This is a genomic window from Micromonospora sp. NPDC005553 (assembly GCF_042871765.1).
GTDB lineage: Bacteria > Actinomycetota > Actinomycetes > Mycobacteriales > Micromonosporaceae > Micromonospora.
This window is the reverse complement of record NZ_JBIAJD010000002.1, coordinates 634336-646612: the sequence shown is the minus strand read 5'-3', so window position 1 is coordinate 646612 and position 12277 is coordinate 634336. Positions and strand designations below refer to the sequence as shown.

The window sequence follows — 12277 nt, the reverse complement described above, 5'->3', positions numbered from 1 at the left end:
TTTCGTCGTTGCTCGCCGCCGTCGGCATCGACCGGGCCGAATGACCGGTCATAGACCATCAATAGGCAACAAGTCGGGCCTCTTTCAGCGTCTTGCCAACATCTGTCGTAACCACGTCGTGTCCTTTCGGAACGGCGTCGATACCTTGCCGAAATGAGTCTGCCTCGTTACAGTGACTCCACTCACACCTGGCTCCGACGCAGCTACTGGGCGTCAGGTCGTATCACCGCAGATCAGCGAAGGTCATTGGAGTCACCCGTTCCCGAAGGGATGGACAGATGTCCGTACCGCACTACCGAAAGGCTGCGGCGGTTGCGCTCGTGGCCGGCCTGGGGCTCAGCCTCACGGCATGCTCCACGAAGAGCGACGACAAGGGCTCGAACGCCAGCGGCAAGGTCACGATCACTGTCGACTGCCAGCCGGTCGGCGCCCAGAAGGAGCTGCTGAAGAACTGGAACGACGACGTCGCCGAGTTCCAGAAGCAGAACCCGGACATCACCATCAAGAGCGTCAGCGTCGGCGAGCAGTGCAACAACCCGCCGGACTTCACCGCCCGCCTCGCCGGCGGCACCGTGACCGACGTGTTCTACGGGTACATGACCGATCTCCAGCAGGTGCTCGACTCCGGTCAGGCGATGGACATCAGCCAGTACGCCAACAAGGACACCGTCCCGACCTGGGACAGCGTCGACCCCGCGCTCAAGGAGGTCTTCACCGACGGCGGCAAGCTCTACGCCGTTCCGGTGAAGAACTACTCGATGGGTCTGGTCTACAACAAGGCCCTGTTCCAGCAGGCCGGGCTGGACGTGAACAGCCCGCCCAAGACCTGGGCCGAGGTCCGTGCCGCCGCCAAGAAGATCTCCGCACTCGGCAACGGCATCGCCGGTTACTCCGAGTACAGCGCCGGCAACACCGGCGGCTGGCACTTCACCTCCCTGCTCTACTCGCAGGGCGGCAAGGTGCTGAGCGAGGACGGCAAGAAGGCCGACTTCAACAACCCCATGGGCAAGCAGGTCCTGCAGAACCTCAAGGACATGCGGTACGGCGACAACAGCATGGGCGCCCGTCAGCTGCTCCAGTGGGGCGACCTGCTGACGAACGCCGGCGCGGGCAAGGTCGGCATGTTCATCGGCGCGCCGGACGCCACCCAGGCGATCGTCAGCCAGTTCCAGGGCAAGTTCCAGGACTGGGCCATGGCTCCCCTGCCCGGACAGGATGGCGCGGCGAAGGGGACGCTCGGTGGTGGCGAGGGCTACTTCTTCAAGAAGGACCTCACTCCCGAGCAGGTCAAGGCCGGTCTGAAGTGGGTCGCGTACCAGAAGCTCACCCCGGGCAAGGGCCAGTTCGACTACGTCCGGGCCAAGCCGCAGAACTACCCGGTGGGTCTGCCCCAGCCCCTGCTCTTCGCCAACGGCAGTGACGCGCAGAAGCAGGAGTTGGAGCTGCGTAAGGCGAACGCGAACGTCGACACGACGAACTTCGCGCTCTTCGAGGCGACCCCGGTTCCGATCAAGGGTGAGCCGCGCAACGCCCAGGCCGTCTACGCGGTGCTCGATGCCGCGATGTCGGGTGTGCTGACCAACCCGAACTCGAACATCGACGCACTGCTCAAGACCGCCGAGGAGAAGGTCAACCAGCTCCTCGCCGCCGAGAGCTGACCGATCGTGTGGGGGCCGGTACGCCGACCCGGCCCCCACACTCCCCACCCCGCGCCATCGACGTCACCGACTCACCCAGGAGTTGCCTTGGCGATCACCACCGTCCCGGAGACCCGCAGGAAACCGGGCCGCCCGCCGTCGCCGTACTCGGCGAGGCCGCAGCGCACCAGCCTCGGCCGCAAGGTACGGGACAACCTGACCGGTCACGCGTTCCTGATCGGGGCGGTGCTCTGCTTCGTCGTCTTCTCCTGGTACCCGATGATCCGCGGCATCGTCATGAGCTTCCAGCGGACCCGGCGCGGCGAGACCACCTGGGTGGGCTGGGACAACTACTCCCGCATCATCGCCGACCCGAGCTTCTGGACGGCCTGGCAGAACACCTTCTACTTCACGGCGCTCGCGCTCGCCCTCGGCTACGTGGTGCCGTTCTTCGTGGCGATCCTGCTCAACGAGTTCCGCCACGCCAAGGGGTACCTGCGGATCCTGGTCTACCTGCCGGTGATGCTGCCGCCGGCCTCGGCGCTGTTCCTCTTCAAGTTCTACGCGTACGACCCCAGCGAGGCCGGGCTCTTCAACGCGATCCTCACGGCGCTGCACCTGCCCACCTCGCAGTGGATGCAGTCGCCCGAGATGACGATGCCGGCCATGGTGGTCGCGTCGACCTGGATGAACATGGGCGGCGCGGTGCTCATCTACCTGGCGTCGTTGCAGAACATCCCCGGCGAGCTCTACGAGGCCGCCGAGCTGGACGGCGCCGGGATCTGGCGGCGGATCGTGCACGTCACGATCCCGCAGACCCGGCTCATCCTCGCGCTCCTGGCGATGCTCCAGATCGTCGCCACGATGCAGCTCTTCATCGAGCCCCTGATCCTCGCCAACGGTGCGGGCGCGGAGGACTCCGCGACCTCGGTGGCGTACCTCATCTACCAGCACGGGTTCTTCCAGAACGACCTCAACGGCGCCGCCGCGCTGGGCGTGATCATGCTCGTGGTGCTGGCCGGCTTCTCCGCCGTGTACGTGCGGCTGACTGCGAAACAGGACTAGGACGGCGAGGAATGGCACAGGATTCCGGAACCCGGACCCTCATCTCCCACTCCCAGCTGAGTCGGGGGCGCGGCAGGGTCATCTACTGGACGCTGCTGGTCATCGTCGTGGCGGGGTTCACCCTCGTGTTCCTCGGCCCGCTCTACTGGATGGTCACCGGCGCGCTCAAGTCCGGCCAGGAGATCGCGCAGACCCCGCCCTCGCTGTTCCCGAAGGACCCGCAGCCGCAGAACTACATCGACGCCTGGAACAACCTGGCCCTCGCCAAGCTGCTGTTCAACACCTTCTACTACGCGATCGGCGCGGTGCTGTTCCAGCTGGTCTTCGACAGCGCGGCGGCGTACTCGTTGTCCAAGCTCCGGCCGATCTTCGGCAACGCGATCCTCGGCCTGATGCTGGCGACGCTGATGATCCCGGCGATGGTCCTCATCGTGCCGCAGTACGTGACGGTGCTCGACCTGCCGATCCTGCACATCAACCTGCTGGACTCGCCGTTCGCCATCTGGCTGCCGATGGTCGCCAACGCGTTCAACATCTTCCTGCTGAAGCGGTTCTTCGACTCGATCCCCGAGGAGCTGATGGCCGCCGCCCTCATGGACGGGGCGTCGTCGCTGCGTACGCTCTGGTCGATCATCCTGCCGCTGTCGCGTCCCATCCTCGGCGTCGTCTCGATCTTCGCCGTGACGGCGGTGTGGAAGGACTTCCTCTGGCCGAAGCTGGTCATGCCCTCGCCCGAGACCCGGACGGTGAGCGTCGGCATCTACACCTTCGCCGGCGGCACACCGATGAACGTGGTGATCGCCGCGTCGGTCATCGCCGCGATCCCGACGGTCATCATCTTCCTGATCTTCCAACGGAACATCATGTCCGGTCTGACCACGGGCAGCATCAAGGGATAACCACCACCGCATCCTTCCGCGGCGAACAACGACCGTTCGCCCGACACATGACCAGGTCCGGCGAACCCGCCGACGTACTGACGCAGAAAGCAGGTGCTCGTGTCCACAGCTGACAGAAGTCCGTGGTGGCGTGGAGCCGTGATCTACCAGGTGTATCCCCGGAGCTTCGCCGACGGTAACGGCGACGGCATCGGAGACATCGCCGGCATCCGGTCCCGGCTGAACCACCTGTCCGCGCTCGGCGTCGACGCGATCTGGTTCAGCCCCTGGTACCCGTCCCCGATGGCGGACGCCGGCTACGACGTCTCCGACTACCGCGACATCGACCCGGTCTTCGGCACCCTGGCCGAGGTGGAGGCGCTGATCGCGGAGGCGCACGCGCTGGGCATCCGGACCATCGTCGACGTGGTGCCCAACCACTGCTCCGACGCGCACCCCTGGTTCCAGGCCGCGCTCGCCGGCGGACCCGGCGCGCCCGAACGGGACCTGTTCTGGTTCCGGCCCGGCCGGGGCCCCAACGGCGACGAGCGACCCACCGACTGGATCGGAGAGTTCGGCGGCGAGACCTGGACCCGCACCACCAACCCGGACGGCACCCCCGGCGACTGGTACCTGCACCTGTTCGCCCCCCAGCAGCCAGACTTCAACTGGGACCACCCCCGGGTGCGGGAGGAGTTCGAGGACATCCTGCGGTTCTGGTTCGACCGGGGCGTGGACGGCATCCGGATCGACTCGGCCGGGCTCCTGGTCAAGGACGGGACGCTGCCCGAGGTCCGCGAGGACGAGCCGCACCCATTCCACGACCTCGACGGCGTGCACGACATCTACCGGGGCTGGCGTCGGGTCGCCGACGAGTACGCCGACCGGGCGCTGATCGGTGAGGTGTGGTTGCCGGACCGGCAGCGGTTCGCCAACTACCTGCGCCCGGACGAGCTGCACGCCGCGTTCAACTTCGACTTCCTCGGCTGCGCCTGGGACGCCGCGGCGCTGCGGGAGAGCATCGACGGGACGTTGAGCGCGCACGCGCCGGTCAACGCGCCGGCCACCTGGGTGCTCTCGAACCACGACGTCACCCGGCACGTCACCCGCTACGGTCGTGCGGACACGCGGTTCAGCTTCGCCGCCAAGCGCGAGGGCACCCCCACCGACCTGGAGCTGGGCACCCACCGGGCCCGCGCCGCCGCCCTGCTCTCGCTGTCGCTGCCCGGTGCCGCCTACGTCTACCAGGGCGAGGAACTGGGCCTCTACGAGGTCGAGGACATCCCGTACGCGATGCGGCAGGACCCCATGTGGGAGCGGTCCGGCCGGATCGACCCCGGTCGGGACGGCTGCCGCGTGCCGCTGCCGTGGGCCGGAGACGAGCCGCCGTTCGAGTTCAGCCCCGAGGGTTCCGCGGCGCCCTGGCTGCCGCAGCCGGCCGACTGGAAGGAGCGGACGGCCAGCGCGCAGACCGGCGACTCGGCCTCGATGCTGGAGCTGTACCGGGCGGCGATCCAGGCCCGCAAGGCCGACCCGGCGCTCGGTGACGGTGAGCTGACCTGGCTGCCCGCCCCGGACGGGGTGTTGGCGTTCAGCCGTGGCGGGGGCTTCACCTGCCTGGTCAACCTGTCCGCCGCGCCGGTGCCGATGCCAGCTCAGGGGGAGTTGCTGCTGGCCAGCGGGCCGCTCGACGACGGGTTGCTGCCGGCCGACACAGCGGTCTGGCTGTTTACCGCCGAATCCACCGACGGGCCGCGCGGGGCGGACGGCCCGGCCTGACCTGACTCTGCTCGCCGTGGTGCCGGCGGCCCGTCCCGGCCGCCGGCACCACGCCACCCAGGAAGGGAGAACCAAGGGGGGACGCGCGACACCGCACCGACACGGGGGGATCTGGCCTGCCTGACGAAAGGGAGAGCGCAGCTCATGGCCAACCACACCACCGGCACCCCGCACCACCTTCGACACCCGACCAGGGCACTGTTGGCCGCCATCTCCGCCACAGTGCTCGCCGCCACCTCGGTGACCGTCCTCGCGGTCACCGGCACCGCGACCCCGGCCTCGGCGGCGGGGTTGTCCCCCTTCGACATCCCCAACCGGGGCGCCACTGTGCCGTTCATCGAGCACGAGGCGGAGAAGGTCGCCCACAACGGCACGAAGATCGGCCCGGACCGGCGCTACGGCACGCTGCCGTCCGAGGCGTCCGGCCGGGAGGCGGTCACCCTGGACGCCGTCGGTGAGTACGTCGAGTTCACCCTCACCGCCCCGGCCAACGCTGTCACCTTCCGCTACAGCCTGCCGGACAACTCGGCCGGCACCGGCCGGGATGCCGCCATCGACCTGCGGGCCAACGGCAACCTGCTGAAGTCGGTCCCGGTGACGTCGAAGTACGGCTGGTACTACGGCGGATACCCGTTCAACAACAACCCGGGTGACACCAACCCGCACCACTTCTACGACGAGACCCGGGCGCTGTTCGGCAGCACCCAGCCGGCCGGCACGAAGATCCGGCTCCAGGTCTCCTCGACGGCGCAGTCGCCCACCTTCACCATCGACCTGGCCGACTTCGAGCTTGTCGCGCCGATCGCCAAGCCCTCAGGTGTCATCGACGTGGTCACCGACTTCGGGGCCGATCCGAGCGGCGCGACCGACTCGACGGCGAAGTTCCAGGCGGCTGTCGACGCCGGCAAGGCGCAGGGCCGGGCGGTCTGGATCCCGACCGGCACCTTCACCCTCTGGGATCACGTGGTGGTCGACGGGGTGACTCTGCGCGGCGCGGGCCCCTGGTATTCGGTGCTCGGCGGCCGGCACCCCACCGAGCGGAACAGGTCCGTCGGCATCTACGGCAAGTACGTTCCCGGTGGCGGCTACACCGGCCCGGTCCGCTCGCACGAGGCGAACGGGCCCAGCCGCAACGTCACGCTGCGGGACTTCGCCATCATCGGCGACATCCGGGAACGGGTCGACGACGACCAGGTCAACGCCCTGGGCGGGGCGATGACCAACTCGGTGGTGGACAACCTCTGGCTGGAGAACACGAAGGTCGGGGCGTGGATGGACGGCCCGATGGACAACTTCACCATCCGCAACAGCCGGATCCTGGACCAGACCGCGGACGGGGTGAACTTCCACACCGGGGTGACGAACTCGACGGTGACGAACACGTTCGTCCGCAACACCGGTGACGACGCGTTGGCGATGTGGGCGCAGAGCGTGCCGAACGTCAACAACTCCTTCACCCGCAACACCATCGGCGTGACCCTGCTGGCGAACCACCTGGTCAGCTACGGCGGTCGCGACATCAAGATCACCGACAACGTGACCGCCGACTCGCTGACCAACGGCGGTGGCATCCACGTCGCGAACCGCTATCCGGGTGTGCAGGGCGACACAGCGGTCCGAGGCACCTGGACGATCGCCCGGAACACGTTGATCCGCAACGGCAACTCGGACTACAACTGGAACTTCGGCGTCGGGGCGATCTGGTTCTCCGCCCTCAACGAGTCGTTCCAGCAGGCCACCATCAACATCACCGACACCGACATCCTGGACAGCTCGTACGCGGCGCTGCACTGGATCGAGGGTCAGACCAGCGGCATCAACCTCTCCAACGTGCGGATCGACGGCGCCGGCACGTACGCGCTCCAGGTGCAGGCACCCAGCCAGGTGTCCTTCACCAACGTGCGGGCCACCAACATCGCGCAGAGCAACCCGATGCACAACTGCGTGGGCGGTGGCTTCCAGATCACCCAGGGCTCCGGCAACTCCGGCTGGTACACCCCGACCCCGTACTGCGGCCCGTGGCCCGACCCCCAGTGGGGTGGCGGACCCACCTCGCCGCCGCCCACCACGACCCCGCCCCCGACGACGCCGCCGCCGACCACCCCACCGCCCACCACGCCGCCCCCGACCAGCGGGAACCTGGCGCTGGGCCGGTCGACGACCGCCACCAGCACCAACCAGAGCTACACGGCCGCCAACGTGGTGGACGGCAACGCGTCGACGTACTGGGAGAGCGCCAACAACGCCTTCCCCCAGTCGGTGACCATCGACCTGGGTTCGTCCCGGTCGGTCGACCGGGTGGCGCTCAAGCTGCCCAGCGGTTGGGAGCAACGCACCCAGACCCTGTCGGTGCTCGGCTCCACCGACGGCTCGTCGTACACCACAGTGGCGTCGTCCGCCGGTCGGGTCTTCGCCCCCGGCTCGGGCAACACGGTGTCGATCGGGCTGCCGTCCGGTGACCGCCGCTACATCCGGGTCACCGTCACCGGCAACAGCGGCTGGCCGGCCGCGCAACTCTCCGAGGTCGAGGTGTACAGCGGCACCCAGACCACCCCGCCGCCGACCACCCCGCCCCCGACCACGCCGCCCCCGACCACACCGCCCCCGACCACGCCGCCGCCCAGCGGCAACCTCGCGGCCGGACGGTCGATCACCGAGACCAGCCACTCCGACGTGTACGCCGCCCCCAACGCGGTGGACGGCAACGCGAACACCTACTGGGAGAGCGCCAACAACGCGTTCCCGCAGTCGCTGACGGTGGACCTGGGCGCCGACCGGTCGGTGTCCCGGGTCGTGCTGAAGCTCCCACCCTCATCGGCCTGGCAGACGCGTACGCAGACGCTGGCGGTGCTCGGCTCCACGAACGGGTCGACGTTCAGCACGCTGAAGGCGTCCGCCGGCTACAGCTTCAACCCGGCCAGCGGCAACACGGTCACCGTGACCTTCACGGCGACCACCCAGCGGTACCTGCGGCTGACCGTCACCGGCAACAGCGGCTGGCCGGCCGGCCAGCTCAGCGAGTTCGAGATCTACTCCAGCTAGGTCCGGTGCCCCCGCCCGGACCGGGCGGGGGCATCCGGTCCGGGCGTCCCGGCGCAACGCCGCGCCGGCCGTCCAACCCCGTCCCCACCCAGCACCGTCCCCCACCTGTCGCGGAACGACGGGAGTACCCCTGCACCCGTCGCCGGGCAACGCACCCACACCCACCCCCGAAAGAGGTGTAGCGACCCCATGTCCAGTAACGGCACCAGACGAGGCACGCCGCCAACCGGCGCGCTCAATCCCGTCTCCCGCACGGGCCACCGACGGCTGCTCGCCGGCGTACTCGCCGGCGTGCTCCTCGCCACCGCCCCGGTCGTCACCCCCATGGCGAGCGCGGCACCAACGGCCGACCCGTCCGCAGCCGCCGCCCGCGTGGCCATGCTCGCCGGGCTCTCCGCCACCATGACCGCCAGCAGCTACAACCAGAACTACGTGGCGGGCAACGCCAACGACGGCAACGCGTCGACCTACTGGGAGAGCGCCAACAACGCGTTCCCGCAGTGGATCCAGGCTGACCTGGGCGCCACTGTCAGCGTGGACCGGGTGGTGCTCAAGCTGCCACCCGCGTCGGACTGGCAGACCCGTACGCAGACGCTGTCGGTCCTGGGCTCGACGAACGGCTCGTCCTTCACCACCCTGAAGGCGTCCGCCGGCTACACCTTCAACCCGAGCAGCGGCAACACCGCGACCGTCAGCTTCACCGCCGCCAGCACCCGCTACGTACGCGTGCAGGTCACCGGCAACACCGGTTGGCCGGCCGCCCAGCTGTCCGAGGTCGAGGTGTACGGCGCGACCGGCAGCACCGACACCCAGGCGCCCAGCGTGCCGGGCAACCTGGCCTACACCCAGCCGGCCAGCGGGCAGATCCGGCTCGCCTGGTCGGCGTCGACCGACAACGTCGGGGTGACCGGCTACGACGTCTACGCCAACGGTGCGCTGCGTGGCAGCGTCAGCGGTTCGACGCTCACGTACACCGACAGCCAGGCGGACAGCGCCACGGTGTCGTACTACGTGCGGGCCAAGGACGCCGCCGGCAACCAGTCGGCGAACAGCAACACCGTGACCCGGACCGGCACCGGCAACCCGCCGACCGGCTCCAACCTGGCGATCGGCAAGCCGATCAGCGCCTCCGGGTTCGTGCACACGTTCGTGGCCACCAACGCCAACGACAACAACGTGGCCACCTACTGGGAGGGCAACGGCAACCCGAGCACGCTGACCGTGCAGCTCGGCGCGAACGCCACCCTCAGTCAGGTCGTCGTGAAGCTCAACCCGGACTCGGCGTGGGGCGCGCGTACCCAGAACATCACTGTGCTCGGCCGGGACCAGGGCTCGTCGAGCTTCACCACCCTGGTCGGCGCGGCGAACTACAACTTCAACCCGGGCAGCGGCAACACGGTGACCATCCCGGTCTCCGGCGCGGCGGCCGACGTACGGCTCTCGATCGCCTCGAACACCGGTGCCCCAGCCGGTCAGGTGGCCGAGTTCCAGGTCTTCGGCACCCCGGCCCCGAACCCGGACCTGACCGTTACCGGCATGTCGTTCAGCCCGTCCGCACCGGTGGAGACCAGCACCATCACGCTCTCCGCGACGGTACGTAACGCGGGCTCGGCGGCCTCCGGCGCGACCAACGTCAACTTCTACCTGGGCTCCACCCGGGTGGGCACGGCCTCGGTCGGCGGTCTCGCGGCCGGTGCCTCGACCACTGTCAGCGCCAGCATCGGCACCCGGGACTCGGGCAGCTACCCGCTCAGCGCCAAGGTCGACGAGTCGAACACCGTCGTCGAGCAGGACGACACCAACAACAGCTACACCAACCCCAGCCCGCTGGTCGTCGCCGCGGTCGCCAGCTCCGACCTGGTCGCCTCGGCGGTCGCCTGGTCGCCGGGCAACCCGTCGGCGGGCAACACTGTGACCTTCTCCGTGTCCGTCCGCAACGCCGGCAACCAGGCTTCCGCCTCCGGTGCGCACGGCATCACCCTGACCGTGCTCAACGAGTCCGGCACCGTGGTCCGTACCCTGACCGGCTCCTACTCCGGCGTGATCAACGCCGGTGCCACGGTCGGCCCGATCAGCCTGGGCACCTGGACCGCCGCGAACGGCAAGTACACCGTCCGGGTGGTACTCGCCGTGGACGGCAACGAGCTGCCGGTGAAGCAGGCCAACAACACCAGTGACCGGCCGCTCTTCGTCGGTCGCGGTGCCAACATGCCGTACGACATGTACGAGGCCGAGGACGGCGTCGTCGGCGGCGGCGCGGCGGTCGTCGGACCGAACCGGGAGATCGGCGACCTGGCCGGCGAGGCGTCCGGCCGGCGGGCGGTGACCCTCAACTCGACCGGCAGCTACGTCGAGTTCACCACCCGGGCCAGCACCAACACGCTGGTCACCCGCTTCTCCATCCCGGATGCGCCGGGCGGCGGTGGAATCAACTCGACACTGAACGTCTACGTCAACGGCACCTTCCACAAGGCCATCGACCTGACCTCCCGGTACGCCTGGCTGTACGGCAGCGAGGCCAGCCCGGGCAACTCGCCGAGCGCGGGCGGACCGCGGCACATCTACGACGAAGCCAACGTCATGCTCAACTCCACCGTCCCGGCCGGCAGCAAGATCCGTCTTCAGAAGGACCCGGCCAACTCCACCACGTACGCCATCGACTTCATCAACACGGAGCAGGTGGCGCCGATCGCCAACCCGGACCCGGCGCGCTACACCACGCCGACCGGCTTCACCCACCAGGACGTGCAGAACGCCCTGGACCGGGTGCGGATGGACACCACCGGCAACCTGGTCGGGGTGTACCTGCCGGCTGGTAACTACTCCACCTCGTCGAAGTTCCAGGTGTACGGCAAGGCCGTCCAGGTGACCGGCGCCGGCCCCTGGTACACCCGGTTCAACGCTCCGTCGGGCCAGGACAACACCGACATCGGCTTCCGGGCCGAGAACTCGGCGGCGAACTCCTCCTTCAAGAACTTCGCCTACTTCGGCAACTACACCTCCCGGATCGACGGTCCGGGCAAGGTGTTCGACTTCGCCAACGTGTCGAACATCGTGATCGACAACATCTGGAACGAGCACATGGTGTGCCTCTACTGGGGCGCGAACACCGACTACATGACGATCAAGAACTCCCGGATCCGGAACATGTTCGCCGACGGCATCAACATGACCAACGGGAGCACCAACAACCTGGTCAGCAACAACGACGCCCGGGCCACCGGCGACGACAGCTTCGCGCTGTTCTCGGCCATCGACGCGGGCGGCGCCGACATGAAGGACAACATCTACGAGAACCTGACCTCGACCCTGACCTGGCGGGCCGCCGGTGTCGCCGTGTACGGCGGCTACGGCAACACGTTCCGCAACATCTACATCGCGGACACCCTGGTCTACTCGGGCATCACCATCAGCTCGCTCGACTTCGGCTACCCGATGAACGGCTTTGGTGCCAACCCGCCGACCCGGTTCGAGAACATCTCGATCGTGCGGGCCGGTGGGCACTTCTGGGGTGGGCAGACCTTCCCGGCGATCTGGGTCTTCTCCGCCTCGAAGGTGTTCCAGGGCATCCGGGTCAGCGACGTCGACATCATCGATCCGACCTACAGCGGCATCATGTTCCAGACCAACTACGTCGGTGGGCAGCCGCAGAACCCGATCACCGACACGGTCTTCACGAACGTGTCGATCAGCGGCGCCCGCAAGAGCGGTGACGCCTACGACGCGAAGTCCGGCTTCGCCATCTGGGCGAACCCCATGCCGGAGGCGGGGCAGGGGCCGGCTGTCGGCTCGGTCACCTTCAACAACCTGCGGCTGAGCAACAACGCCGTGGACATCCAGAACCCCACGACGACCTTCACCATCAACCGCAACTGA

Annotated in this window: 6 protein-coding genes; all 6 read left to right on the top strand. The window is 68.3% G+C overall.

What is annotated here, in order from left to right:
* Positions 1-278: 278 nt before the first annotated feature.
* The 6 genes from ACFYPG_RS10325 to ACFYPG_RS10300 all read left to right on the top strand — a co-directional run bounded on the left by ACFYPG_RS10325 (position 279) and on the right by ACFYPG_RS10300 (position 12277).
* On the top strand, positions 279-1658 hold the full coding sequence (locus tag ACFYPG_RS10325) for an ABC transporter substrate-binding protein (RefSeq protein ID WP_387351455.1): 1380 nt from the start codon (positions 279-281) through the stop codon (positions 1656-1658).
* Positions 1659-1745: 87 nt separating this feature from the next.
* Positions 1746-2702, top strand: a complete 957-nt coding sequence (locus ACFYPG_RS10320; protein WP_387351453.1) for a carbohydrate ABC transporter permease — start codon at positions 1746-1748, stop codon at positions 2700-2702.
* A gap of 11 nt (positions 2703-2713) precedes the next feature.
* Entirely contained in the window at positions 2714-3601 is an 888-nt protein-coding gene (locus ACFYPG_RS10315; protein WP_387351452.1) for a carbohydrate ABC transporter permease, read from the top strand.
* Between the two features lie 138 nt (positions 3602-3739).
* A complete protein-coding gene (locus tag ACFYPG_RS10310; RefSeq protein ID WP_387351450.1) occupies positions 3740-5359 on the top strand; it encodes a glycoside hydrolase family 13 protein in 1620 nt (539 codons plus the stop codon).
* 144 nt (positions 5360-5503) lie between these two features.
* Positions 5504-8401, top strand: coding sequence for a discoidin domain-containing protein (locus ACFYPG_RS10305; RefSeq protein WP_387351448.1), 2898 nt, complete (start codon positions 5504-5506; stop codon positions 8399-8401).
* A gap of 189 nt (positions 8402-8590) precedes the next feature.
* Positions 8591-12277, top strand: a complete 3687-nt coding sequence (locus tag ACFYPG_RS10300; RefSeq protein WP_387351446.1) for a discoidin domain-containing protein — start codon at positions 8591-8593, stop codon at positions 12275-12277.

Bases quoted from the DNA above. Each gene is read 5' to 3' on its own strand.
- ACFYPG_RS10325 (WP_387351455.1), top strand. From the start codon at position 279: ATGTCCGTACCGCACTACCGAAAGGCTGCGGCGGTTGCGCTCGTGGCC.
- ACFYPG_RS10315 (WP_387351452.1), top strand. From the start codon at position 2,714: ATGGCACAGGATTCCGGAACCCGGACCCTCATCTCCCACTCCCAGCTG.
- ACFYPG_RS10305 (WP_387351448.1), top strand. From the start codon at position 5,504: ATGGCCAACCACACCACCGGCACCCCGCACCACCTTCGACACCCGACC.
- ACFYPG_RS10300 (WP_387351446.1), top strand. From the start codon at position 8,591: ATGTCCAGTAACGGCACCAGACGAGGCACGCCGCCAACCGGCGCGCTC.